The 24,492-nt window shown below is 45.8% G+C and carries 24 protein-coding genes; 17 read left to right on the top strand and 7 right to left on the bottom strand.

Annotated features, from left to right (window positions below; all coding sequences use genetic code 11):
- Positions 1 to 27 precede the first annotated feature (27 nt).
- The 9 genes from NPE20_RS14280 to NPE20_RS14245 all read left to right on the top strand — a co-directional run bounded on the left by NPE20_RS14280 (position 28) and on the right by NPE20_RS14245 (position 7,240).
- A complete protein-coding gene (locus tag NPE20_RS14280; RefSeq protein ID WP_256539340.1) occupies positions 28 to 675 on the top strand; it encodes a Crp/Fnr family transcriptional regulator in 648 nt (215 codons plus the stop codon).
- A gap of 65 nt (positions 676 to 740) precedes the next feature.
- Positions 741 to 1,538 carry a sulfite exporter TauE/SafE family protein gene (locus NPE20_RS14275; protein ID WP_256539339.1) on the top strand — a complete coding sequence of 266 codons (798 nt, stop codon included), beginning with the start codon at positions 741 to 743 and terminating at the stop codon, positions 1,536 to 1,538.
- 60 nt (positions 1,539 to 1,598) lie between these two features.
- Positions 1,599 to 3,008 carry an MBL fold metallo-hydrolase gene (locus NPE20_RS14270; protein WP_256539338.1) on the top strand — a complete coding sequence of 470 codons (1,410 nt, stop codon included), beginning with the start codon at positions 1,599 to 1,601 and terminating at the stop codon, positions 3,006 to 3,008.
- Between the two features lie 50 nt (positions 3,009 to 3,058).
- The gene (locus tag NPE20_RS14265; RefSeq protein WP_256539337.1) at positions 3,059 to 3,616 is read left to right on the top strand and encodes a YeeE/YedE family protein; all 558 of its coding nucleotides are present in this window, start codon (positions 3,059 to 3,061) and stop codon (positions 3,614 to 3,616) included.
- Between the two features lie 4 nt (positions 3,617 to 3,620).
- Positions 3,621 to 4,034, top strand: coding sequence for a DUF6691 family protein (locus tag NPE20_RS14260; protein WP_256539336.1), 414 nt, complete (start codon positions 3,621 to 3,623; stop codon positions 4,032 to 4,034).
- A gap of 121 nt (positions 4,035 to 4,155) precedes the next feature.
- Positions 4,156 to 4,293, top strand: coding sequence for a phosphotransferase-like protein (locus tag NPE20_RS26965; protein ID WP_354003254.1), 138 nt, complete (start codon positions 4,156 to 4,158; stop codon positions 4,291 to 4,293).
- A gap of 398 nt (positions 4,294 to 4,691) precedes the next feature.
- A complete protein-coding gene (locus NPE20_RS14255) occupies positions 4,692 to 5,462 on the top strand; it encodes an MlaE family ABC transporter permease (RefSeq protein ID WP_256539335.1) in 771 nt (256 codons plus the stop codon).
- A 7-nt stretch (positions 5,463 to 5,469) separates the two neighbouring features.
- Complete coding sequence (locus NPE20_RS14250) at positions 5,470 to 6,240, top strand: ABC transporter ATP-binding protein (protein WP_256539334.1); 771 nt, start codon at positions 5,470 to 5,472, stop codon at positions 6,238 to 6,240.
- Positions 6,241 to 6,244: 4 nt separating this feature from the next.
- Complete coding sequence (locus NPE20_RS14245) at positions 6,245 to 7,240, top strand: MlaD family protein (RefSeq protein WP_256539333.1); 996 nt, start codon at positions 6,245 to 6,247, stop codon at positions 7,238 to 7,240.
- A gap of 10 nt (positions 7,241 to 7,250) precedes the next feature.
- Here the strand turns inward: NPE20_RS14245 and NPE20_RS14240 are convergent, their stop codons facing one another.
- Positions 7,251 to 8,570: a DUF3943 domain-containing protein gene (locus NPE20_RS14240; protein WP_256539332.1), complete on the bottom strand. Its 1,320-nt coding sequence runs from the start codon at positions 8,568 to 8,570 to the stop codon at positions 7,251 to 7,253.
- Between the two features lie 145 nt (positions 8,571 to 8,715).
- A complete protein-coding gene (gene ppsA, locus NPE20_RS14235) occupies positions 8,716 to 11,157 on the bottom strand; it encodes a phosphoenolpyruvate synthase (protein ID WP_256539331.1) in 2,442 nt (813 codons plus the stop codon).
- Positions 11,158 to 11,355: 198 nt separating this feature from the next.
- Here ppsA and NPE20_RS14230 point away from each other — a divergent pair, with 198 nt between their 5' ends.
- Complete coding sequence (locus NPE20_RS14230; RefSeq protein WP_256539330.1) at positions 11,356 to 11,736, top strand: hypothetical protein; 381 nt, start codon at positions 11,356 to 11,358, stop codon at positions 11,734 to 11,736.
- Between the two features lie 125 nt (positions 11,737 to 11,861).
- Here NPE20_RS14230 and NPE20_RS14225 read toward each other — a convergent pair whose 3' ends face one another.
- Positions 11,862 to 12,293 (bottom strand): Hsp20/alpha crystallin family protein, encoded by a 432-nt coding sequence (locus NPE20_RS14225; RefSeq protein ID WP_256539329.1) that lies wholly within the window; start codon positions 12,291 to 12,293, stop codon positions 11,862 to 11,864.
- A gap of 138 nt (positions 12,294 to 12,431) precedes the next feature.
- Between NPE20_RS14225 and NPE20_RS14220 the strand changes: the two genes are divergently transcribed.
- Entirely contained in the window at positions 12,432 to 13,907 is a 1,476-nt protein-coding gene (locus NPE20_RS14220) for an MBL fold metallo-hydrolase RNA specificity domain-containing protein (RefSeq protein WP_256539328.1), read from the top strand.
- Positions 13,908 to 14,193: 286 nt separating this feature from the next.
- The gene (locus NPE20_RS14215) at positions 14,194 to 15,060 is read left to right on the top strand and encodes a universal stress protein (RefSeq protein WP_256539327.1); all 867 of its coding nucleotides are present in this window, start codon (positions 14,194 to 14,196) and stop codon (positions 15,058 to 15,060) included.
- 72 nt (positions 15,061 to 15,132) lie between these two features.
- Here the strand turns inward: NPE20_RS14215 and NPE20_RS14210 are convergent, their stop codons facing one another.
- Entirely contained in the window at positions 15,133 to 16,389 is a 1,257-nt protein-coding gene (locus NPE20_RS14210) for a hypothetical protein (protein ID WP_256539326.1), read from the bottom strand.
- Between the two features lie 694 nt (positions 16,390 to 17,083).
- The gene (locus NPE20_RS14205) at positions 17,084 to 17,479 is read right to left on the bottom strand and encodes a TraR/DksA family transcriptional regulator (protein ID WP_256539325.1); all 396 of its coding nucleotides are present in this window, start codon (positions 17,477 to 17,479) and stop codon (positions 17,084 to 17,086) included.
- Positions 17,480 to 17,787: 308 nt separating this feature from the next.
- On the opposite strand from NPE20_RS14205, the gene NPE20_RS14200 reads away from it, so the two are divergent.
- On the top strand, positions 17,788 to 18,150 hold the full coding sequence (locus NPE20_RS14200; RefSeq protein WP_256539324.1) for a response regulator: 363 nt from the start codon (positions 17,788 to 17,790) through the stop codon (positions 18,148 to 18,150).
- A gap of 226 nt (positions 18,151 to 18,376) precedes the next feature.
- Here the strand turns inward: NPE20_RS14200 and NPE20_RS14195 are convergent, their stop codons facing one another.
- Complete coding sequence (locus tag NPE20_RS14195) at positions 18,377 to 19,480, bottom strand: S1C family serine protease (protein ID WP_256539323.1); 1,104 nt, start codon at positions 19,478 to 19,480, stop codon at positions 18,377 to 18,379.
- A gap of 59 nt (positions 19,481 to 19,539) precedes the next feature.
- Entirely contained in the window at positions 19,540 to 20,385 is an 846-nt protein-coding gene (locus NPE20_RS14190) for an SDR family NAD(P)-dependent oxidoreductase (RefSeq protein ID WP_354003253.1), read from the bottom strand.
- Between the two features lie 534 nt (positions 20,386 to 20,919).
- On the opposite strand from NPE20_RS14190, the gene NPE20_RS14185 reads away from it, so the two are divergent.
- The 4 genes from NPE20_RS14185 (at position 20,920) to NPE20_RS14170 (ending at position 24,420) form a co-directional block, all read left to right on the top strand.
- On the top strand, positions 20,920 to 21,405 hold the full coding sequence (locus NPE20_RS14185; protein ID WP_256539322.1) for a DUF2231 domain-containing protein: 486 nt from the start codon (positions 20,920 to 20,922) through the stop codon (positions 21,403 to 21,405).
- A 120-nt stretch (positions 21,406 to 21,525) separates the two neighbouring features.
- Positions 21,526 to 23,292 carry an arsenical pump-driving ATPase gene (gene arsA / locus NPE20_RS14180; protein WP_256539321.1) on the top strand — a complete coding sequence of 589 codons (1,767 nt, stop codon included), beginning with the start codon at positions 21,526 to 21,528 and terminating at the stop codon, positions 23,290 to 23,292.
- Positions 23,293 to 23,822: 530 nt separating this feature from the next.
- Positions 23,823 to 24,230: a type IV toxin-antitoxin system AbiEi family antitoxin domain-containing protein gene (locus NPE20_RS14175; protein ID WP_256539320.1), complete on the top strand. Its 408-nt coding sequence runs from the start codon at positions 23,823 to 23,825 to the stop codon at positions 24,228 to 24,230.
- A complete protein-coding gene (locus NPE20_RS14170; RefSeq protein WP_256539319.1) occupies positions 24,214 to 24,420 on the top strand; it encodes a hypothetical protein in 207 nt (68 codons plus the stop codon). Before NPE20_RS14175 ends, NPE20_RS14170 begins: the two co-directional genes overlap by 17 nt.
- The last annotated feature ends 72 nt before the right edge of the window (positions 24,421 to 24,492 follow it).

Here is a 24,492-nt window from a genome sequence, read left to right as displayed (position 1 = left end):
AACATTTTATCAACTCGCTTTACGCCAATGAAGACTCCAATTTTTGATTCAACTTACTTTGACAAGCTGTTTTCTCATTTTGAACCCGGGCTGCGACAGTTCATAGCTGATCACGGGAAAGTTAAAACGTTCATGGCCGGGGAGATAATTATGCAAACCGGGCAACACCTGAAAGCCTCCGCGCTGGTACTTGAGGGCAGGGTTAAACTGTACCGTGAAAGTGATGACGGTGGCGAATTTTTTATGTATTACCTCGAACCGGGCAACGCATGTGCTTTGTCGATGATCTGCGCGATTAAACAGGAAACCAGCCAGGTTACGGCCAGGGCAGTCGAGGACACCGTATTATTGATGATACCCATCATCTTTATGGACGATATGATGAAACAATACAAGACCTGGTATTATTTTGTGCTGGAAACCTACCGGGCCAGATTTGAGGAACTGTTGACGGTAATCGATGATGTCGCCTTTCGTGCGATGGATGAACGGCTGTTCTTTTACCTGCAAAAACAATACCGGCAACTAAAAACCAATAAGCTTGTGTTGTCACACCTGGATATCGCAAAAGACCTGAACTCTTCCCGCGAAGTAATCTCCAGGCTGCTTAAAAAAATGGAGCAGCGCGGCGATGTAAAACTTCACCGTAAATTCATAGAATGGTTAAAAACTTAGCCGGAGTGACATAAGTCACCGTTGCCGGTTGCGTCAAGTCGCACTTTTGAGGTAAATAAAAAAATATGCAACTTTTAGCTTATATCGCGTCGGCACTGATCGGCATATCGCTGGGCCTTATCGGTGGCGGCGGTTCTATACTCACCGTTCCGGTTTTGGTTTACCTCTTCGGTTTTGATCCGGTGCTAGCGACCTCCTATTCACTTTTCATCGTCGGCTCAACAAGTTTGGCCGGTGCAGTCCAAAACTTTCGCAGGGGGCTGGTGAGTGTCCGAACAGCGCTGCTGTTTGCACTATCCTCTGTAAGCACCGTTTTTCTTATCCGGAGATTTATCCTGCCTTTGATCCCGGGTACTTTTTTCAGGATCGGTAGCTTCACGGTAACACACAATTTGCTGACGATGACACTATTTGCTTTTCTTATGGTCGTTGCCGGAACTGCCATGATTCGCGGCGGTAAAATTGACCCCGAAGGTAGGATTAGTAAGAAAAACCCGAACCTGACGAGCTTGTTATTTTTCGGGACAGTTATTGGAATTGCCACTGGATTACTGGGTGCCGGTGGTGGTTTTCTCCTTATCCCAATCCTTGTTATGCTGGTAGGACTGTCCATGAAAGAGGCGGTTGGTACTTCATTATTGATAATTGCGCTTAATTCCCTCATCGGTTTTACCGGTGACCTTGGTCATTTTCAGATCAGCTGGTTCTTTCTCTTGAAAATAACTGCAATTACGATAACAGGCGTCTTCACCGGCGGGTTAATTAATAACAGAATTAAAGGGCTAAAGCTAAAACGTGGCTTTGGCTGGTTTGTACTGATAACAGGAACTGGCATTATCATTAAAGAAATTTTGCTTAAGTGACTTTGATCACCGTCTAATATTATTCATTAACAGAAATTTGTACAAGAAATCTATTAAGTCATGATCATCGAACAAATTTATACCGGATGCCTGGCCCAGGGGGCTTACTACATCCAATCGGAAAACCAAGCGGCAATAATTGACCCGCTCAGGGAAGTGGAACCCTATATAAAAAAGGCAAAAGCTGCCGGGGCTGTCATCAAGTATGTATTTGAAACACATTTTCATGCCGACTTTGTTTCCGGCCATCTTGACCTCTCCAGGCAAACCGGTGCCCGAATTATTTATGGCCCTACCGCACAGCCTGGTTTTAAAGCTCATGTGGCTAAGGACAGGGAAGAATTTAAGCTGGGTAAAGTAACCATCCGCGTGCTACATACGCCCGGCCACACTATGGAATCGGCCTGCTATTTATTATTAGATGAACATGGCGAGCAAAAGGCATTATTTTCCGGCGATACGCTCTTTATTGGCGACGTTGGACGTCCTGACCTGGCACAGAAAGCAGCCCACATGACGCAGGAAGAACTGGCAGGAACGCTTTACGATTCCCTGCGCAACCAGGTGATGACTCTCAATGATGATGTAACAATTTATCCGGCGCATGGCGCGGGTTCGGCCTGTGGAAAGAATATGAGTAGGGAAATTACAGACACGCTTGGGAATCAGAAAAAGCACAATTATGCCTTGCGGGCAAATATGACAAAAGAGGAATTCATCAGGGAAGTTACACAGGGTTTAACGCCGCCGCCGGCTTATTTTCCGATGAACGTGAAAATGAATAAAGAAGGTTACGAAAGTATAGACGCGGTGTTAGGCCAGGGTACGCGGGCGTTGTCTCCGGAAGCCTTTGAAGCGGCTGCCAACGAAACGGGGGCCGTAATACTGGATACCCGAAATGCGGCCGTATTCGGACAGGAGTTTATTCCAAATTCGGTTAATATTGGACTAGATGGCAACTTTGCACCATGGGTTGGCGCATTGATCACAGATATCCGGCAACCTATACTTATTGTAGCTGATGAGGGGCGGGAAGAAGAGGTCGTAACGCGGCTGGCAAGAGTTGGATATGACCATTCGCTTGGCTTCCTGAAAGGAGGCATGAACGCCTGGAAGGCGGCCGGCAAAGAAACGGATCATATAACATCGGTAAGCGCGGAAGAACTGGCCAACTCAGACGCAGAAGCGGCTTTAATAGATGTGCGTAAGGCAAGTGAATATCTTGCCGAGCATGTGATCGGTGCCGAAAACATACCGCTGGACTACATAAATAAGCATATGAGCCAGGTCGATAAAAATAAACCCATATATGTACACTGTGCCGGTGGCTACCGTTCCATGATTTTCAATTCTATTATGCGCACGCGTGGTTATCACAACCTTATTAATGTGAGCGGCGGCTTTACAGCACTTAAAGAAAGTGGCAAATTCAAAATAAGCCCCTACGTTTGCCCCGGCACAATGCTTTAGCAGACAGCATACTTCTTAAATTCGCTTATATGTACAACAGTTAATGGATCATGATAGAATTATTAAAACAACCTTGGCCATGGTATGCCTCCGGTACAGCTATAACCTTTATAATGGTGTTGCTATTGTATTTTGGCAAATCATTTGGTTTTTCGTCCAACCTGCGTACCCTTTGCACATTAGCCGGTGCCGGTAAAACTCATCATTTTTTTGACTTTAACTGGCGTACGCAGCGCTGGAACTTATTGTTTATGGCTGGGGCTGTTTTCGGTGGATACCTGTCAGCCGTCTGGTTAAAAAGCGATCAGCCATTACAACTCGCTCCTTCCACCATTGCTGATCTGCAAACCCTCGGGGTGCCTTTTGATGGCGGGTTAAACCCATCGTCCATTTTTAACTGGTCTTTCGCATTCAGCCCTAAAGGACTGATTACCCTACTGGGTGGCGGTCTGATGGTTGGCTTCGGCTCCCGCTATGCCGGAGGGTGTACCTCGGGGCATGCCATTAGCGGCCTCTCTAATTTGCAGCTGCCCTCGTTATGGGCCGTTATCGGATTTTTTGCGGGTGGCCTGATGATGACTCATGTTTTATTTCCATTAATATTCTGAAAAAATGAAAGGAGTGAAATTTGTAATTGCCGGCATTTTGTTCGGTGTGATTATGGTAAAATCGGAAGCAGCATCGTGGTATCGCATACAGGAAATGTTCCGCTTCCAGTCCTTTCATATGTACGGAATAATCGGCACTGCGGTTGGATTAGGCGCCATAGCCGTATTCCTGATCAAAAAATTGAAAATAAAAGATTTTTATGGCCATCCGATCGTTTTTCCTCATAAAGAAAAAAGTTGGCCGAAATACATTTTAGGCGGGTTGATATTCGGTTTGGGCTGGGCCCTCGCCGGTGCATGCCCTGGACCTATGTTTGTTAACTTCGGTTATGGTTACCCGACGATGGTCATTGTCATTTTGGGTGCATTACTGGGGACCTACCTGTACGGAATAACTAAAAACAAGCTGCCACATTAGTTGTGATAATCATGAATGCTCTGAAATGGGATTTACAGGGTTTGTTGGGAAATCCGCCGGCTTAATGATGATTATATTTTCAGTATAAGAATTAAACGATACAGTTTTTATTAAACCAGTATTGTTATGGCAACAGGCTGTTCACAACCCCGGCATCTATGACCTGGAGGTGGATACTTCAATAAACTCACCTGAGGAGTGTGCGAAGATTATCATGGAAAGTCTTGATCGAAATGGGCGGGCCAATTACGGCATTTAAAAGCTTGCCACCAGGCGATTTAGATAGAGAAGCTGACAGCAGATAATGAACGGGCGATTAAACAATAGTCAGACAAGGCTTGAGATTTCGCCTGATTCACTGTAGGCATCATTTAATTTGTGCGCTATCCTATCCTTTAACAGACCTTACGTCTGTGCCTCGCTGACAATAAAGCTCTTTATCGTTTGACTCATTAAAGTTTGGCTTTTCATTCTTGACAGTCCAGCTTTGAGAAGTGGGTTACACTGTCCACGCGATGAAGCGATGAAACCAATGTACGAATAATGATACAGGGCACCGTTATTCGTGACAGGCATCATATCTAAACTCCGGCGCCGCCCGTAAATTTACAGCACAAACATCGGACATATTAGTAGTATCAACTTATATCATGTAACATGCAGTTCGGCACAAACACCAGGGAATTCTTTGACCAGACGGGCAAAATAAGCAATTTCGCCGGGCGCTTCTTTTCCTCGGTGGCCAAACCCCGCTTTGAGACCGCTGAGTTTTTTAATCAGTGTTTCCTGATAGGATATAAATCCCTTGCACTTATTGCCTTAACCGCCTTTATTATGGGGCTTGTCCTCACCATGCAGTTGCGTCCCTCCCTAGTCGAATATGGTGTGCAATCGCAATTACCCGTAATGGTGGGAATCGCTATTGTTCGCGAAATAGGCCCGGTGATTACTGCTCTGATCTTCGCAGGCAAAATAGCGAGCAGTATCGGCGCAGAACTGGGATCGATGAAGGTAACCGAGCAAATCGACGCAATGGATGTAAGCGGCACCAATCCTTACAAATACCTGGTCACTACCAGGGTTATAGCAACTACGCTGATGCTCCCGGTACTCACTGTCTTAGGCGATGCCGTGTCGCTCTTTGGCGCGTATATCGGGGTAAATATTCGCTCAGTCACCAGCTTTCAGTTATTTTTCACCCAGGTTTTTCAAAGCTTAAGTTATGGCGATCTGGTTCCGGCAGTTATTAAGACCTTTTTCTTTGGATTCGCCGTAGGTATTATTGGTTGTTATAAAGGGTATTTTTCCAGTAAAGGCACAAGGGGGGTAGGCAGCTCAGCAAACTCCGCAGTGGTACTCTCCTCCGTGCTCATTTTTGTGATCGATCTTTTGGCTGTTCAAATCACCGACCTTCTTGGCCTAAATTAAACAAGAGATGGACACAACAATATCAGCCATACCACGGAAACCTAAAGACGGCCAGATCATGATCGAGGTGAAACACTTGTATAAATCATTTGGCAAAATCCATGTGCTGCAAGACTTTAACCTAACGCTCCACAGACAGGAAAATCTGGTCGTGCTTGGTAAATCCGGTTCGGGCAAATCTGTGCTGATCAAATGCATTATCGGTCTTTTAAAACCCGACAAGGGAAGCATCATCGTACTCGGAGAAAGTGTCCCTGACCTGAATGAGGAAAAACTGGACCAGGTCAGAATGAAGATCGGATTCCTGTTTCAGGGAAATGCGCTTTATGACTCGATGACAGTCAGAGAAAACCTGGAATTCCCCTTGCGCCGTCATACAGTGAACTATAGTCAGGACCAGATCAACGAGCTGGTTGCGGAAGCCCTTGAAAATGTAGGGCTCCCACATACAACAGAAATGATGCCGTCAGAGCTCTCAGGAGGAATGCTAAAACGCGTTGCGCTGGCAAGGACATTAATCCTGAAGCCGGAGATTATCCTATATGATGAGCCTACTACAGGACTTGATCCGGTCACAGCAAGAGAGATCGACAAGCTCATCGTAGCGTTGCAGAAAAAGTATCATACGGCTTCTATAATTATCACTCACGATATGCATTGCGTTAAAAATACAGCAGATCGCGTAGCGCTCCTGCTCAATGGACGTTGTTACACAGAAGGCACTTACAAAGAGCTGGAGAACGCAGAGGACCCGAAGATTAAACAATTTTTTGAATAGCAAAATGGCAAATACAGAAATCAACAATATTAAGCTCGGCATATTAGTGATCAGTGGTCTGGCCGTGCTGGTCTTTTCGCTGTTCCTGATTGGCAAAAATCAAAATCTTTTTGGTGGAAGCTTTGAACTCAAAGCCAGGTTCACCAACATAAACGGACTAATGGAGGGCAATAATGTCTGGTATTCCGGAATTCAGGCCGGTACCATAAAAAATATTAAGTTGCTAAACGACACGGTTATAGAGGTAACTATTCGCATTGATAAAGATATCAAAAGCCATATCCGGTCCAATGCGGTTGCGTCAATTGGCACAGAAGGTCTGATGGGCAATAAGATTATTAATATAACCCCTGCGAAGAGCAACGGCAAAATTGCATCTGCCGGCGACATCCTGCCTGTTCAAAAGCCGGTAAATACGGATGATTTACTGCAAACGTTATCCAAAACCAATAATGACATTGCAGTCATTTCGGGTACACTCAGAGAAACGGTCCTGCGCATCAGCCGAAGTCCGGCATTAGATCTGCTGGATGACAAAACCATAGGCAGATCATTGCGGTCTTCTTTAGATAATGTAAACAGCGCGAGCGCAAACGCCCGCTTGATGACCCGGACGTTAAACGAATTAATGACCCAGGCAAAGAAGGGCAAAGGAGTTGCCGGTGCATTCCTGTCAGATACAGGCATGGCTGCAAATATGAAAACTGCTATAACTAATTTCAAACTGGCAAGCCAAAATGCGAATCGTCTGACGGTTCATCTGGACAGCCTGGCCCTGCAGATCAATTATGACCTGCACAAAGATCAGGGGATATACCATTTGTTGCTAAAAGACACATCAATGAACAGAAATTTTAGCCTTAGCCTGGACAATATCAGAAAAGGAACCGATGGATTTAATCAAAATATGGAGGCGTTGAAGCACAGTTTTTTGTTCAGAGGTTATTTTAAAAAGCAGGCCAAAGAAGCCAGCAAGAATACAATCAAGTCAGGCAACTAATTACACAGGCTCAAAGCCTGCAGTCATACCTGACGGAAAATCGAACATAAGGATAATTCCGGTTGACCTCCGGATAATATTTGTAATAACCGCGCAGGGTAAAATATCCGGGTTCAGCACATATGGATAATTGCCGGATTACTTTGTATCTCAGTTCCCCGGATAGGGCATGCAAAAAATAATGGGACCTGTTACCATTCACCGTCTTAAACCATCCGCCTCTGTAGCTGACACTAAAATAAGCCTTGCCTGCAACATCTATTTCACCGCCGGCACTCAGCCCCAGGCCAGGGCCATAATCATAATTCCTGTCATAATAGGGATAGGCACTCGGTACCGCAGCCAGTATAACAGGTCCGGCTCCTAAAGACGTTGTAAGACGAACCTTAGCCGGTAATTGCAGCGATGAGTATAAATTCATTTTTATACTTTGTGCTCCGTAAAAGAAAGCCTCATTTTGCACATAATCGTAATTGGTCGAAAGAATGGCTAAATGGTTGAACTTGCTTTTAGCTGAGATTTCCCATCCTGCCAGTGAACCGTATACGGTAATTAGATTAACATTGAAACGGGATTTATCATTCATTCCGATCTCTGTACCGATATAGATATTGCTGAAAGGCGTTCTGTAATTCTGATGAGGAAGCCCATAGCTCAGCCTGGCTCGTGCATACCAGCTGAACTCCCTGTCGCTGGTCCGATTCGCATTATTACTTTCAAACCGGCGAAAACCTAAACTAAATTCCGCATTAATCTTCGAGGTATCCTTCTCCGTCAGGGAAGGCGTCCTTCTCCCCCATTTGCCTGTTAATATCCGGTTAAAACCATTGGCAGGATTGACCAGCAAGGCGAACACCTCACTTAACTGCCGCCTGAATCCATGGCTATGATTATTGGTTATTTCATTGGCCAGGCGATGTGTCATTTCGCCCAGGACAATTCCGCCAAAGCTCGTATTGATAAAATCATTAGGAGACGGCGCTTCATTTTCCCCTGCAGTTTCCCAGATATAACTCCCGACAAAAGCAGCCGGAACTGACTGCCAAAACGAATAACCATTTGACCTGAAGGCATTAAAATAGATACTTCCATGATAAGGATGCATAAACTGGTTGGTCTGGAACGAATCGTGATCCCATGCCCAATTTCCGGGGTTGAGATTATAGCTGATACTTTTGAACGAGACCCGTGCATAGTCGGCATGGAAAACATACCGGTCTACCGCGTAGGGGACCGCGTCGGCAAGCAGCAACTGCGCTGCGGCCCGGCGAAAATACCTTCGATCAGCTGCAGGTAGCGCCTTTTTAATTAAGCTGTCATTTCCCGGCATTAGTTGATTTTCGGGAAATGACTGCCCACAGAGCCGGCAAATGCAAAGACATAAAGGCCCTGCCACGATCAAAAATCTGATATAGCTGTTAAGCAACATTTGTGCTTTCCCTACCTGTCCGCGGCAACGGCTTTTTAATTGCATCTCAAGGCAAAGTCGTCGGATAAAGTACCACCTCGTCCGGAGTGATTTTCCTTAAATGAAATTCGGGGTTCTCCGATACCACTTTATTGATATTTGTTATTCCTGAAATGAGCGCATCCGGATTAAAGGAAATGCTGTCGATACCTGCGGTGACTAATAGCCTGGTAAATGCTTCCGAATCGCTCGGTGCCTGACCGCATAAGCCAACCTTTTTATGCAGTTCGTTTGCCCTGGTGATCATCATGGCGATAAGTTTTTTGCTGGCCGCGTTCTGTTCATCAAACAGATCGGCGATAAGGGCTGAATCACGGTCTATGCCCAGCGTCAGCTGGGTAAGATCATTAGAACCTATTGAAAAACCGTCAAATGACCTGGCAAACTCATCGGCTAGTAAAACATTGCTCGGTATTTCGGCCATCACATATATCTGGAGGCCATTGTCGCCCCTTTTTAGACCATAACTATTCATTAGCCTGATTACCTTCTCCCCTTCGGCCACCGTCCGGCAAAAGGGGATCATTAATTTCACGTTTGTAAAACCCATTTCGTTCCTCACCACTTTCATCGCCTCACACTCGAGCTTAAAGCCATCCCTGTACCGGTCGTGATCATAACGCGAGGCGCCTCTGAAACCGATCATCGGGTTCTCCTCTTCCGGTTCGAAATACTTACCCGCGATCAGGCCGGCATATTCGTTGGTTTTAAAGTCGCTCATCCGGACGATCACCTCTTTAGGGTAGAATGCCGCTGCAATGGTGGCCACGCCCTGCGAAAGCTTATCTATAAAATATTGTTCTTTACTGCTGCTCCCAGCCGTAAGGTTGGCAATTTTCACGCGGTCGATTTCATCGGTTACCCGATCAAAATGCGCGAGAGCCATAGGATGGATGCGCACATGGTTGGCAATGATAAATTCAAGGCGCATCAGCCCTACCCCATCATTGGGAAATCGGGCCAGCCGAAACGCCTGCCCCGGATCAGCAATAATCAACTGTGCTTTCGGATGTGCCGGTAAATGTATATCGCTGACGTCAGTTACCTTCTCAGCCCATTCCAGCTTGCCACGGTAGACTTTCCCTGTTTTACCTTCGGCGCAACTTAAGGTTATCAGTTCTCCGTCTTTGATATTATAGGTGGCATTTTCAGTCCCCACAATAGCGACGGCGCCCAGTTCGCGTGCAATTATCGCCGCATGACTTGTGCGGCCGCCTTTATTGGTAATGATACCGGCCACTTTTTTCAGAATTGGGTCCCAGTCGGGGCTGGTGGTATCTGTTACCAGTATATCGCCTTCTTTCAAGCTTCCCGCCTGGTCGGGAGAATGGAGCACACGCGCATACCCAGCGGTGATCTTGTCTCCGATAGCGGCCCCGCTGGTTATGATATCGCCCTTTTCAGCGATAGTAAAGGTTTTTATCTCCAGCTTCTTTTCGCGGCTATGTACTGTTTCGGGACGGGCCTGTATTAAATAGAGCTGATGGTTAACACCGTCTTTGGCCCATTCAAAATCCATTGGTTTGCCATAATGCTTTTCAATCAAAAGCGCCCAGCGCCCCAAATGTTCAATTTCCGCGTCGTTCAGGACGAACTTGCCACGCATTTCCCATGGCGTATCCAGGTTGACGGTATACTGTGTATCATTGTCATCGTCCGCATAGATGAGCATCTTGCTTTTACTACCTAAATTTTTCTGGATGATCGCCTTATTGTTCCTGATGAGCGCTGGTTTAAATAATAAAAACTCATCGGGAACCACTGTGCCCTGCACCATGTTTTCTCCAAGCCCCCAGACGCCTGTCAGATGCACGACATCACGGAAGCCGGACTCCGGTTCCAGCGTAAAACCGACTCCTGAACAGCCCTTATCCGCCCGGACCATTTCCTGGATACCTACAGACAAAAATACCTTGTGATGATCAAACCCCTTATCCTCCCTATATTTTATTGCGCGGTCGGTAAACAACGACGCAAAGCATTTTTTTACCGCGTTAGCAATTGGCCAATGGCCCCTAATATTGAGGTAGGATTCGTGCTGGCCGGCAAAACTGGCGTCAGGCAGATCCTCCGCAGTGGCGCTGCTGCGAACCGCAACCGGCTGATCGCTGAAATTGAATAAATAGTCATAAGCATCAAAGATTGCCAATTGCAGGTCCTCCGGCATATGGGCGTCCAGGATCAGTTTTCTTGCCCCGCCGCCAATTTCCGAAAGATTTGAATAATCGGTCCTGTTCAAACTTTTCATAAGGCCGCCGAGTTTTGCACTCAGGTTATTAGCGCTTATAAAATAACGGTAGGCCGCTGCGGTGACCGCAAAACCATCCGGTATCAGGATACCGGATGGTGCCAAAAAATTAATGAGCTCTCCTAATGAGGCATTTTTACCGCCCACCAGTCCAATGTCTTTGATGCCGGTATCTTTGAACTTTTTGATATATGGTTCCATAACAAACGTTTTTAGAGTTCTTACATCGTAAATTTCCGGTTAATCGCCGGTATGAATAATGATGACTGTCAGTTAAAGAACTGACAGTGGTCAGATTGTTCATTCGGAACACTTTTCAGTTGCCGCCCTTGTTGCCGGTCATAAATATTAATGAGCGGCATCATTTTTCAATTGGCTTGCAGGAGGTATTATTGTTTCATGAAAACAGCAAGTATCAAACATTTACAATTTGCGCACAACGCATGGCTAAGGGCAATTGAATTTTATAAACTGGAGCTTCATATCCTGCAGGAAAGGCTGGAAGAAATTGCCTTTGATAATACAGGAAAAGATGTGGCGGAGGGAATTGAGCATTATCAGAATCAACTGATCATTCACAGGGACTATCTCGATGGCTTGGCTCACCGCATAAAAACCAATGTCCGGAAAGCTGAATCTGAGATCAGGCAAAGCAGCGGCAATGTTAGTGAAAGCACAGTCCTTGTTCACGATGAGCTGGCGGAACAGTACCATACAGAAGAAAACATGATCAACCAGCTAAGACACGAATTCAACCGATTTGCTTCCAAATGGATGTAAGTGGTCATCAGCCCGGTAAAAGTCCTATACAACTAAATTATTGTTCAGCCGTATCTCGCCCGACAAAGACCGGGCATGAAAACGGGATACCTGCGGCCGGCTACCGCAGGTATCCCGTTACGCTTTCAGGCAATTGCAATTTGTTTACGGCTCACAGCGGCCTTTTGGTCTTTTTCCATTTCTACGCTGAGCAGGCCATCCTTGTAACTGGCTTTAATATTATCTGCCAGGATGTTATCCGGAAGACTGAATGTGCGGGTAAATGAACTGCGGGTGAACTCCCTGCGGGTGTAGTTATCCGTCTCTTCCTTTTGCTCATTCTTTGTTTCGGCACTAATCGTCAGCACGCCGTTTTCGGTCGTAATTTTAAAATCCTCCTTCTGGAAGCCGGGTGCCGCGACCTCGAGCTCAAAACCTTTCTTCGTGTCCTTAATGTTTACTGCGGGGAGCACTTCGCGGTTAAAGACCGCAGGGCTAAAAAAGCCATCGGTGTTCCAGAAATCTTCCATCATTGACTTTAATGACGGAAAGCCATTTGTTTTTGCTAAAGTTGACATAATTTCAAATTTTGTTTACCGTCAAATTTCGGGCAAATGATTTTTCAGGCAAATGAGCGCCATCATTGCTTAAGGTGATCTTCGTCAATTTTTATTAGGTTCATCTCCCTACTTTTATATTCATTAAACAATAAATATATGAGCAGCTTAATAGATAATGAACCGGGCATACGGGATCAGACCGTTTATTTGCAATCATTGGGGGCGGCACAAACGGTCACAGGCTCTAAACATTTGCTGATCACCCCTGAACTGAATATATTGATCGACTGTGGCCTGTTCCAGGGGATCAAGTCGCTTCGCGAAAAAAACCGGGAGCCACTTCCGGTCTCCGCTTCGGCAATTGATATGGTGATACTCACACATGCTCACCTTGACCATAGTGGATACATCCCCTTGCTTGTCAAAAACGGTTACCGGAAGCCAATTTATATGACGCAGCCCACCCGTGACCTGGCAGAACTGATTTTGCGGGATAGCGCTAAACTACAGGAAGAAGATGCCGAGAAAGCCAACCGGAACGGATACTCCAGGCATAAACCGGCCCGGCCGTTGTATACAGTGTCAGATGCTGTAGCAGCCCTTGCCTTTTTCAAGGTTATCAGCCCGGAAGAAACCATCAGGGTGAATTCAGATATTGACTTTACACTTTATATTAGCGCGCACATTGCGGGGGCCTGTTCAGTGAACCTGAATTGTTTCGGCAAATGCATTGTTTTCTCGGGCGACATTGGCCGTCAGCAGTCCGAACTTTTGCCGCCACCTGCACACGTTCCGCCAGCAGACTACGTAGTGATGGAGTCTACCTATGGCGACCGCCTGCATGCCAAAACGGATGCAGCTGATGAACTGGCAATGGTGATCAATAACACCGTTTTCAACCATGGCAATATTTTGATTCCCTGTTTTGCGGTGGGACGGGCACAGGAAGTTATGCATTTGATATATCGTTTAAAAAAGAAGCAAGGCATACCATCCGCGATACCTGTATTTTTAGACAGTCCTATGGCTGCGTCCGCGGGCAAGGTTTTACTGCATTATCCCGATTGGTTCACCATCAGTGAAAAAGAATGCGCTCAGATGTTCAGCGGGGTAACCATTAATGATAATCATCAGCATACCCAGGCGATCATTCATCAGCGTGGCAGCAAGATCGTACTGGCGGCAAGCGGCATGATGACAGGGGGGCGCGTTTTAGAATACCTGAAACATTATATAGGCGATGCCAGAAATACCATAGTGATCATAGGCTACCAGGCGGAAGGCACCCGTGGCAGAGCCCTGCTCAACAAAGCTTACGAAATAAAGATCCACGGACAATATTATCCGGTAAGGGCGCAGGTTATCGAGATTGAAGGCCTATCGGCCCACGCCGATCAGACGGAATTATTGGAATGGTTAGGTCAATTCAAGGAAAAAACGCCGGAGGTTTATCTCGTACATGGCGAACCCTGCGCGCAGGAAGCGCTAAGGATCAAAATCAAAGACGAGTTGAAGCTAAAAGTGATCATCCCGGAACAGTATCAAAAAATACCTTTATACACGGTCACCGCTCATCAACCGGCGAACGGGCAGGCAGCTGCGAGCACCACGGGATCGTCTGCGACCTTGTAGTCTTCGCCTTATAAATATCTGTTCGATCTTTTGCGCGGACAAAAATTATCCGTTTGCCTATCCTTGAACTCTTTAGATGATGAATTTGATAGACGTACCGGGCCTTGTGAAGTTATGCTACCCGAATCCGCTGAACTGCGAAAGATCAGCTGCTTAAAATATTAAATATGTCGTTAATCATGTAATCCGGTGATCAGAATCATTCGCCTGTTATAAGATTATTTGAATATTTGATCAAAACGGCGATCCAAATTAATCGCCTGAATAAAGTCTAAAAATTATCGTCATGAAAAAAATTTTGATATTAACCGATTTTTCAGCGAATGCAGAGCATGCGGCTGAAAATGCAGCCTATATTTGCGTAAAGTTGAATGCAGATATACTGCTTTATCACACATCTCAGGTGATACCTATCACACCATATGACGGGGGCGGACCGTACGCCGGGGAGTTAACCAGCATTTATACCGAAGAAGGCAAAGAAAAAATGACCAAACATTCGGCTAAACTTAAAGAATTTGTTAAAAGACTCAACCCGGAAAGCCGCCTGTCAATACATCACCTTCAGGGCGACGGTGGCCTCGGACCAAACATAAAAGACCTGTTAAAACATAATGATATTGAGCTGATCATTATGGGCGCCCGATCCGGCAGCTATCTGGATCATTTCTTAGCGGGCAGCGAAACCCAATCAGTGCTGAGGAACACAGACAGGCCATTGCTGATCGTTCCGCCGGCTGTTAACCTTGAAAAAATCAAAAATGTCGTTTTCGCTACCGACTACAATGCAAAGGACAAAGCGGCCCTGAATTACCTGATCGATCTGGCGAAGCTCTTAACCTTCCGGATACAGGTTGTACATATTAATGTGTTTGGTGAAGATGCCAATAAGGATATCATAGCGGAAATGGATTTTAAGAAGTTTGCCAACGAACTAAAATTTCAGGATATTACTTATCATGCTATACGTGGTAAAGACGTTGTTCCGCGACTTAATCGCTACTGCGAGGAATGCGGCGCCGATATCCTTGCCGTCGTCCATTATCACCAGGGGTTCTTTTCCCGGCTGTTTAACGCCAGTCAAACCACGAAGGAGCTGGCTAATCAAAGGCAGTCACTGCTTATTTTTCCGCCAAAATTCACAGCGGAATGATCTTCATGACAGGAAGACTTTCTTTAAATTGAATACACGGCAAGTTGACTCACAGTTAAATTCATGCCCTTATCAAGGGTTAGGTATGCTGATTAACCAGGGAGAAAATGGCGAAGTATTAAGCGAAAGGCCCGCGGCTAAATAATTATTGCCATCCCCCTTTAGGACATAAAATAATTCACCGCCAATCGTAGCTCCGGGCTGAAAAACCTGTTCGCTATGAAGTGTTCCATCGGTATTGATTTTTAGCGCCCAGCCCCTAAACACTTCAGTAAAATTAAATGATGCCAAATCAAAATCGTAGCTACTGGAAAAACCGACTGCCAGGTATTGTCCGTTATTAAGGCTTGTCAAACTTCTGATTTCGTCAACGAGCGTTCCGCCAAACACTTTTGCCCATAACTTATTTCCGTCCTGATCTGCTTTTAGCACCCAACCATCCACGTTTTCAATGCCCGGTTCAAATGGGGGGTGCAAACCTACCACATCCCCATCTTTACTTAATGTAGAACCTACTAAAATATAATTATTGTCTTTATCAATGATCATGTCATGAGCCAGATCAACACCAGAACCGCCATAAAATTTTTGCCACAACGGGATGCCCCGGTCGGTTAATTTTATTAGCAAAAAATCTGGAGATGGCCCGTTAAAGGTAGTTCCCCCTATCACAAAATTGCCCTTTTTATCCTGCACCACCCGGCTTAAGTCAATGCCGGAACTAATTTTCCGGTTCCATAACAGTTTTCCGTCCTTGTCAATCTTTAATATGGTCGATTCTCCCACCGCTGCATAATTATTATCACAGGTGCTAATTATAGAGCTGATTAAATTCGTAATCCCACCAAAGCTCTTCACCCAAATAACCTTTCCTTTACAATCGACTTTCATAATAAAACTTGTACTCATACCGCCCTCCTCCTTTAAAGCAGCAAAATCGCCGTCTCTGCTGGAAGTTACCCCACCTATTAAATAGGCCTCATCTGCAATAGCTATTATAGATTCTGCTTCTTCCATGCCGGAACCGGCAATTGTTTTTACCCATACTTTTTGCCCCTGCTGGTTTATTTTAATGAGCGCGATATGAGGTTGGTCGACACCTATGTTACAGGCCAGAATATAGCCATTATCCGCGTAAGCGCTGATAAACGGGGTAAAACGATTATAACCGTAGCCGGGAAATGTCACATTAAAATTTGTGGTTGAGGGAAATGGAGCAAGATCTGAAACTTCTTTTTCAACTATTGGCTGGCTTGGCAAAAATTCCTTTTTACATGCGGCCAATCCGATCAACAAAAAAATTACAAGCAGGCGGTTTTGATTTTTCATTGTGGCGGGAATTACATTTAAGGATATATCAAATTTATCTTATAGTTAAACCAATGTCAATCACATTAACTGACGAATTGTATACGATTTTGGCACACCCGTTGCAATTTGAACCGGCGGTTAAGGGTCGAATGCCTGGTGTGAAAATTAAGGTCGGGGTTTCATTGGAAAACCTCATTGTACTTTTAATTTGACCGGGAAGGAATCTGTCATCAGTTGGAGGATGGTTATAACATTGTCGCGAAACGGTTGGGATTATATAATCGTTGTTTCACAAAATAGCCTGCCTTCCATAAACAGGATCAGGACGGCGCAGTATCATGTGCAAGGATGTATTGAAAATGGATTCACGTGAGCGGTTTCCACTCAGTCCGTGACGGTCCATATTTTGGGATCCTAGCGTTAATTCTTCATCCTTGACGGAATAGCGAAACCATTTATTCAATTTCTATCCACTTAATGGAAAGGTCAAAATAGGAAGTGGCCGCAGCCACACTTACTGCTGTTTAACGTGTACAACAGGCCGTACCGCCATGTCCATTTCTCGTTATGCCTAGTTAGGGGCAATTAGCCGGTAAAAACGGCTTTATTATTATTCCCAATTGGACTTTTTACCGCTGCCAGCGCCCGGTGAATTCCCTCGGCTCATTATTTGCCGAATAAAGTAAACCGGCGCCATCCAAACTAACTGGATCTAATCGCCCCTTAACTTTGCCTCCATGCTCATGGTTGTATGCGGTACCGCCATTAACCGTTCTTTCTGAATCAGCTTTCCGGTCGAACGGCAGACGCCATAAGTTTTATTAGCTATGCGAACCAACGCCGCTTCCAGCTGCTCAATGAACTTTTTTTGCCTTGCAGCCAGTTGGTGAAGTGACTCTTTTTCCAGCGTCGCGGCACCGTCTTCCAGAGTTTGATAAGCGCCCGATGTGTCATCTGTACCGTTAGGGTTGGTACTATTCATAGAGGAAACCAGGCTATCCAGCTCTTCCCTCGCTATTTTTATTTTACTATTGATCAGAGCCCTGAACTCAGCCAGCTCATTATCTGAATATCTCGTTTTTTCTGACGCGGGTATTTGTTTTTCCATGAAGTCCATAACACAAATTATCTGGTTTGGTTTCGTGAAATCATTGAATCTTATACCTCATCGGTAAGAATTGTGAGAGACACCACCCATGCTGCTAATCAGCGTCCAGGCTTCGTTTCTATCGCCTCTTTGTCGACAGTTATGGTTTAAGCTACAGTTTGTATTCAAACGACAACATGGGTCTATAGCTGCTTTTTGCGGCTGGCGCTACCGCCAAATGATTTGACTTCATTCTAGTTTTTTTTCCAATTAACCATTTATTGGATTACCTTTTGTAATGATGGCTATGTACATAAAATAACACCACTATGTCTAAGCGTATACTGATTATTGACGATGACGAGGACATTTTGGAAATTCTCAACGTGATATTTCAGGAAGCCGGCTATGAGGTCATCTTGTCCAATACAGGCGTAGCGGCCGGCCACATTGAAGAGATCCGTCCTGACCTGGTTATGCTGGATATCCGTATCGCCGGTTCGAATAAAAGCGGAACGGAAATGTGCCGGGAGCTTAAAAGCAATTATGAAACCAAAAACTTGCCGGTAATGCTTATTTCCGCCGAAGCTAACCTGCACCAAATAGCCAAAGACTGTGCTGCCGATGCTTATATTTCCAAACCGTTTGATATAAATGACTTGCTCCTTCAGGTAAAAGAATATCTATCCTAGCGCTGTTTTGACGTGCATTGTCTGCATGGTGTTTGACAAAATCCGTCGGGCCGATTAACTGAGGTTGCAAAGATCAGGTGGCCTAAATTGGTCCATATTCCACGGTGGCGATAAGCATATCCGGGCAGGCAGATTGCCCAGTAAAAGAGATAGTGGCGTGGTAAATATCACAGTGAATATTCCGGAAACGCGAGCCTGCAGGCACCCGGAGAATTCATTCAACGCATCAGTGAATGCGGTTGGTACGTGTAGCCGGCCAGCCACCCGGCAGATTTCTCGCTTGATCCACCTTGCCACCCGAAAGCACCACGGAAATTTCGAGTGCAATACTTCCGCGCATGACGGTTATTTTCACGGAATCGCCAGGGGCGGATTGCGCCAGCAGTTCCCGCAATTGGGGAGCGGCAATTATTTGGTGCTGATCAAACCTTATAATGACGTCTTCCCTGCGAAGCCCGGCTCGCTCACCCGCACCGGCACGCTGAACGCCGGTTATCAGCACGCCGGTTAAATTTTTGTTATCCAGCTTTTTGTACTGAACGTCATCCATATCGCTGAATAACGCATCCAGATAAGCATGCCGCACAATACCATACGCCAGCAGGTCGTGCAAGGCTTTCTTCACGACGCCGCCAGGAATAGCAAAAGCGTATCCCGCGAAAGTCCCGCTGGGAGAAACAATCGCCGAATTGATCCCTATCAGTTTCCCGGAGCGATCCACCAATGCACTTCCGCTCATGCCTTCGTTGCTGGCGGCGTCTGTTTGCAGATAAGAATTGATCCGGGCCGGAGTTGTGCGATCGTCCAGGGCTCTGTAGCGGGCACTTAGTATCCCCGCAGTTACAGTCGAGGTAAGATCGAGCGGATTGCCTACGGCAAGTACAGGTTCACCGATTTTCACGTGGTCCGGGTTTCCCGGTTCCAGAAAATCCAAACCGTTTTCAGGTATCTTCAGCAAGGCCAGATCGGCTTCGTCATCTATCCCGGTCAAAACGGCGCGGTAAGTCCTGCGGTCGGGTAAGATCACCACCAGGCTATCGCCGCCATTTAAGATATGGGCATTGGTTAAGATATAGCCATCAGGGCTGACTAGAACCCCGGAGGCACTGCCGGCAAGTGTACTTCCGCCCGATCCGAGCGACCTGATTCCCATTCGCGTCGCCAGCTTAGCGTGTTTCACATATAGGCTGTCAGACACAAAAGACTGAATCCGGACCACAGCAGGCAGCGCTTTGGAAGCAGCGGAACTCAGGTCGGTTTGCTGGGCTGAAGCCTGGCTGCACAGCAGAATTGTTGAGAAGCAAATTATATATAAAGTCAGCTTTTTCATAGAAACTTTTTGTAAAACTTACCGTTTCGCATTGCTAGGTGCAACTTGACTAGCATTCGTCATTGGGCCAGGTAGCCGCCGTCAACGTTGTAATAAGCACCGGTCACAAAAGACGCTTTATCCGAATTCAGCCAAAGCGCCAGTTCCGCCACTTCCTCGGGCTTGCCTAGTCTGCCCATCGGGTGCAAACTTCTAATTAATTTCGTCGTGCTATCATCCAACACATCCAACATGGGCGTCTGTATGTAACCAGGTCCGATCGCATTAATGCGTATTCCCTGATCAGCATATTCAAGGGCTGCAGCCTCCGTCAATCCGATCACGCCATGCTTGGCCGCGACATAAGCCGGAGAACCTTTGGTACCTACCTTGCCCAGGATCGATGCCATATTAACAATGCTGCCACCGCCGGAGGTTAGCATAGCCGGTATCTGGTAATGCATCCCATAAAATACACCGGATAAATTGATCGCGATCACCTTGTCCCAGCCCTCGATCGGATACTCACCAACGGTATTTAACGGACCGCCGATCCCCGCGTTGTTAACTGCAATATGTAAGCCTCCGTATCGCCGAACAGTTTGCTCAACCAATCTCTTGTGCTCGTTTGGCAGGGCGGTATCCGCTTCGACGAAAATGGCATCGCCACCGTTAACTTTTATTGCATCGAGTGTTTTATTTCCGCCTTTTTTATCGACATCGGCAATAACTATCTTTGCGCCCTCCAATGCATACAATAGGGCGATTGCCTTACCAATTCCCGAGCCACCACCAGTGATCAGGGCCACTTTGTTCGCTAAATTGCTCATATTGCTCAATCTTAAATATGAGCTAAAGGTAACGGCTCTGGTCGAATCGGCGATGTCGAGGGTCAGGTTTGACGATGATCTCCGACACTTTTTCATGGAAAATTGAACCGGCAACCTGATAATTACTTTCGTCCCGGTAGTGCTTTCTGATAATGATATCCGTGTCCGCCTTCCTAATTTCATTTTTTTGGCGATGGCATCAATCCGGACCTGTCCAGCGCTAATTGTCTGAACATTAGCAAAAGACTACGTCCACTTCAGATATGCCGGGCATGGTATGCTTAATTAAATGGCCGGTTGGCTGAGTTGCGCGGTGCTTTCACTCTAAAAAAAACAAATTCTTCGGCTACCAAAGGGCGGCCGGCCTAGGTCGGCAATATAGGGTGGTCATAATAGGCATTGTAGAGCATCTGTCTGCCTTTAATTGGGAACAAATTTAGCGGTGGTTTTCCCAGGGTGGTTCGCATTTTCGGAAAACTTAGTGAGCATCAGGATCGTCTTCACGGCCGTTGTTTTAGATCATAAAATTGGAGGTTTACCCGCGAAAAATAAATGACAAAGATCATGAGTGCGCCTGACCACAATTACTTAAATAATACGGTTAAATACTGAACTTCGATAAAAAAAGTCATGAACGAGACACACATCCACCTGCTGATCACCCACCTGCCCATCCTCGGCGCTGTACTGGGTGCTTTTGTTTTGATCCACGGGATATGGAGAAAAAGCAATATTACGTTGATCGCTGCTTACAACATTTTGATCATTTCCGCTATTGGCGCCGGTATAGCTTATGTTACCGGCGAAGGTGCTGAAGAAGCAGTTGAACATATACAGGGAATATCTAAAAATGTTATTGAAGAACATGAAGAATCAGCCTTAATATCTTTGATTGGTTTGATTGTCATAGGCATAATCGCTGCGATTGGGATATTTGTGACATGGAAAACTTCTTCCCTGATCAGGCCGGTTGCTTTAATTGCGCTGGTAGCGGCTTTAGCTGGCTTTGGGCTCATCGCCTGGACCGGGTATTTAGGAGGACAGATCAGGCATACAGAGATCGGAAACCATCCGGTATCACCGACGCAGGAAGAAAATGGAAAAGATAAAGATTGACGGTATGCTTCTGCATAATCGGGTTAATGACGAGTATCATTAAATGAGCCGTTAACGGTCACAGTATTTTCATGCTGTTTACTGTAATTTTAGTTATTCAATAATCCAGTAAACGCTAACATGGCTATTCAGGGACCTAAATTTCTATTTTTTACAGGAAAAGGTGGTGTGGGTAAAACTACGCTGGCTTGTGCTACCGCCGTGGCCAGGGCAGATAAAGGAAAAAAGGTACTTTTGATCAGCACAGATCCGGCATCCAATCTGGAAGATGTGTTAGGCACCACTGTGACCGATCAGATAACTCCGCATCAAAATCTAAATAACCTGTTCACGGTCAATATCGATCCTGAAATCGCTGCGGAAGATTACCGTAAACGGGTGATAGATCCGCTTAAAGGAAGCGCTTCAACGGAAATGATCAATAAGATAAGGGAAGGACTCTCTGGCGCCTGTACTACGGAGATCGCTTCTTTTGACGAATTTTCACGCTTTATAACCGGGGAAGGTCTTTCGGAAATATTTGATACCGTCATTTTTGATACCGCACCGACCGGACATACCATCCGTCTCCTGGAATTGCCCGCTGCCTGGGATGATTTCCTGGGGAATAACCCGAGCGGGGCTTCCTGCATCGGGCCTGCATCAGCCTTGAAAAGCAGCAGGGAAAGATATAAAAAGGTGGTGTCCAGTTTGAGAGACCCCTTGCAAACTATTTTTTTCCTCGTAACGCGACCCGACACGCCATCATTGAAAGAAGCCGGGAAAACAAGCCAGGAACTGATCGATTTGGGAATGGCCAATCAAGGTTTACTGATCAACGGAATATTTCAGGCAAAGGAGCAAACGGACACTTTTGCGCTGGAGATGGAAAAGATAGCGGAAAAAGAATTACAGGAAATGCCAGAGACATTAAAGCGTTTAGCCGCTACCAATTATCCCTTACTGCCGTATAACGTGCTGGGCCTGGAAAAGCTGCGCTCGGTATTCAATAGTGCCCTCCAGGCTAAGATCGCGGCGGAGGAGCAATTTGCAATAAACGAAATTAACCAGCCGCTGCCTGATTTGACAGAATTAGTAGACCAACTGGAAAGAAATCGTCATAGCGGCTTAATTATGACCATGGGAAAAGGAGGCGTGGGTAAAACCATCGTAGCGGCAGCCGTTGCGACGATGCTGGCCCAACGCGGGCATACCGTCCTTTTAACAACAACAGATCCGGCAGCACATATCAGGGACTTTATGGATCAATTGGCGGCCATTCCGGAAAACTTAAGCATTGAACGGATAGACCCGAAAATTGAAACGAAGAATTACATCGATAAAATCGCCGAACAAAAGGGGCAACATTTGGATGAGGAGGGTAAAAAACTGTTGCTTGAAGACCTTCAGTCGCCCTGCACCGAAGAAGTAGCTGTATTTCACGCATTTTCTAAAGCTATTCAGCGCGCAAAACGGCAGTTCGTGGTTATGGATACCGCGCCAACCGGCCATACACTGCTTCTGCTCGATACAACGGGCAGTTATCATAAGGAAATCTTAAAAAAAATGGTGGCAAATCCGAGTAAGGTCACCACGCCCTATATGATGCTGCAAGACCATTTTTTTGCAAGAATACTCCTGGTCGCCTTACCGGAACGAACGCCGATGAGAGAAGCTGAAGCGCTTCAAAATGATCTGAAAAGAGCCGGGATTGTCCCTTATGCATGGGTAATTAATCAATGTCTTTCCGCCATACCAAATTTGCAAGACCCACTTTTAAGGAAGCGAGCATCAGCTGAAAGACTAATCATCCAAAATATCGCCGATAATTTATCAAACAGAACTATTGAAATTCCCTATCTGACCGAAGAAAAATTGTTACCCGCTATACTTTCGCTTTACAGGTAAAGCAATTACATAATGCTTTTTGAACCGCTTGCCGAATTTACCTTTTCTCTCAATCGACAAAAACAGCAACAAGGCACCGGGACCGGCACAATATGATCGCAAACCAGGACTGCCCTGCCAGAAGCGTTTTTTTTGGCAATTTACTATCGATAAATTTTAGATACTGAGAAACGGTCCAGATCCGTTTACAACTTTTGGTTGTGAGCTATTTGTTTACAGTATTGCATAAGTATAACATGCTATGCCGCTATCTTGTCAAAAGACTGAATAAAATCGGATCGGCGACGGCTGTTTTTTTTTATTCAATGATGGAATAAAAATTATTGAATAAGCACATTAGTATGTTCAGCAACAGGCATATTGTAAATTTACACATGGATAATCGGTTTTAATCCGATTATCCATGTTGTTTTTTACATTCATATATTGTAAACTTGGCATTAGATAATCGGATTAAAACCGATAATCTATATTATTTTACATATGGAACCGAAGGAAGCTATTGCAGCGGCCAGCCATTGACTTACTAGTTGCTGTCGAACATTTTAAGGAATTACAAGCGGCCGAATGACAAGATCAAGGCGTTGAAAGAAGAGGGCGTGATAGAATCGGTTAAGCGCGGATTATATATTCCCGGAAAGGCAATTGGTGCCAGCCGGCCGGAAAACGGGCTATTGGCCAACCACCTTTACGGGCCTAGTTATCTGTCGGCGGATACCGCTTTAAGTCATTACGGGCTGATACCTGAGCGAGTTTATTCTACCATTTCGATGACCAGTAAAGCAAGCCGTGATTTTCGCATGCCCCTAGGTTTGTTCACTTACCTGCATTTACCACTACCTTATTATGCCTACGGCTTGAATTCCGTACTTCTCGGCCGGGATCAGCGCGCGATTGTTGCGTCACCTGAAAAGGCGCTTGTTGCGTGCGCAAGATAGCGGGGACTGGAAAAAGGAAACCATCACCGAGGAAGAGTTTCGCGGGCTGCTCGCAGACAAGATCGACAGCGTTAGGATGGATTATGTCAAAGCAGATATCAGCCGTTTCATTAGTGACGCGAAAAAGCTGGAGATATGGTCGCCGGCATACTTTCACGACCTTGTCAGCAAATTGAAGATCAGCGTTTAGGTGCAGCTAACTGCCCAGCTCATTTCAAGCCATTCGAAACCAAGCAAACTTTAAGGCGCAAATTGCCTTGTG

Origin of the sequence: Mucilaginibacter aquariorum (assembly GCF_024498135.1) — a bacterium.
Classification (GTDB): domain Bacteria; phylum Bacteroidota; class Bacteroidia; order Sphingobacteriales; family Sphingobacteriaceae; genus Mucilaginibacter; species Mucilaginibacter aquariorum.
This window is presented reverse-complemented; position numbering and strand designations above follow the sequence as displayed.

What these genes read in the sequence shown, in the direction of transcription:
- NPE20_RS14280 (WP_256539340.1), top strand. Translation starts at nt 28, where the DNA reads ATGAAGACTCCAATTTTTGATTCAACTTACTTTGACAAGCTGTTTTCT.
- NPE20_RS14240 (WP_256539332.1), bottom strand. Translation starts at nt 8,570, where the DNA reads ATGCCGGGAAATGACAGCTTAATTAAAAAGGCGCTACCTGCAGCTGAT.
- NPE20_RS14195 (WP_256539323.1), bottom strand. Translation starts at nt 19,480, where the DNA reads ATGAAAAAGCTGACTTTATATATAATTTGCTTCTCAACAATTCTGCTG.
- NPE20_RS14265 (WP_256539337.1), top strand. Translation starts at nt 3,059, where the DNA reads ATGATAGAATTATTAAAACAACCTTGGCCATGGTATGCCTCCGGTACA.
- NPE20_RS14200 (WP_256539324.1), top strand. Translation starts at nt 17,788, where the DNA reads ATGTCTAAGCGTATACTGATTATTGACGATGACGAGGACATTTTGGAA.
- NPE20_RS14215 (WP_256539327.1), top strand. Translation starts at nt 14,194, where the DNA reads ATGAAAAAAATTTTGATATTAACCGATTTTTCAGCGAATGCAGAGCAT.
- NPE20_RS14245 (WP_256539333.1), top strand. Translation starts at nt 6,245, where the DNA reads ATGGCAAATACAGAAATCAACAATATTAAGCTCGGCATATTAGTGATC.
- NPE20_RS14230 (WP_256539330.1), top strand. Translation starts at nt 11,356, where the DNA reads ATGAAAACAGCAAGTATCAAACATTTACAATTTGCGCACAACGCATGG.
- NPE20_RS14205 (WP_256539325.1), bottom strand. Translation starts at nt 17,479, where the DNA reads ATGGAAAAACAAATACCCGCGTCAGAAAAAACGAGATATTCAGATAAT.
- NPE20_RS14250 (WP_256539334.1), top strand. Translation starts at nt 5,470, where the DNA reads ATGGACACAACAATATCAGCCATACCACGGAAACCTAAAGACGGCCAG.
- NPE20_RS14225 (WP_256539329.1), bottom strand. Translation starts at nt 12,293, where the DNA reads ATGTCAACTTTAGCAAAAACAAATGGCTTTCCGTCATTAAAGTCAATG.
- NPE20_RS14255 (WP_256539335.1), top strand. Translation starts at nt 4,692, where the DNA reads ATGCAGTTCGGCACAAACACCAGGGAATTCTTTGACCAGACGGGCAAA.
- NPE20_RS14190 (WP_354003253.1), bottom strand. Translation starts at nt 20,385, where the DNA reads ATGAAAAAGTGTCGGAGATCATCGTCAAACCTGACCCTCGACATCGCC.
- ppsA (WP_256539331.1), bottom strand. Translation starts at nt 11,157, where the DNA reads ATGGAACCATATATCAAAAAGTTCAAAGATACCGGCATCAAAGACATT.
- NPE20_RS14270 (WP_256539338.1), top strand. Translation starts at nt 1,599, where the DNA reads ATGATCATCGAACAAATTTATACCGGATGCCTGGCCCAGGGGGCTTAC.
- arsA (WP_256539321.1), top strand. Translation starts at nt 21,526, where the DNA reads ATGGCTATTCAGGGACCTAAATTTCTATTTTTTACAGGAAAAGGTGGT.
- NPE20_RS14275 (WP_256539339.1), top strand. Translation starts at nt 741, where the DNA reads ATGCAACTTTTAGCTTATATCGCGTCGGCACTGATCGGCATATCGCTG.
- NPE20_RS14220 (WP_256539328.1), top strand. Translation starts at nt 12,432, where the DNA reads ATGAGCAGCTTAATAGATAATGAACCGGGCATACGGGATCAGACCGTT.
- NPE20_RS14210 (WP_256539326.1), bottom strand. Translation starts at nt 16,389, where the DNA reads ATGAAAAATCAAAACCGCCTGCTTGTAATTTTTTTGTTGATCGGATTG.
- NPE20_RS14260 (WP_256539336.1), top strand. Translation starts at nt 3,621, where the DNA reads ATGAAAGGAGTGAAATTTGTAATTGCCGGCATTTTGTTCGGTGTGATT.
- NPE20_RS14185 (WP_256539322.1), top strand. Translation starts at nt 20,920, where the DNA reads ATGAACGAGACACACATCCACCTGCTGATCACCCACCTGCCCATCCTC.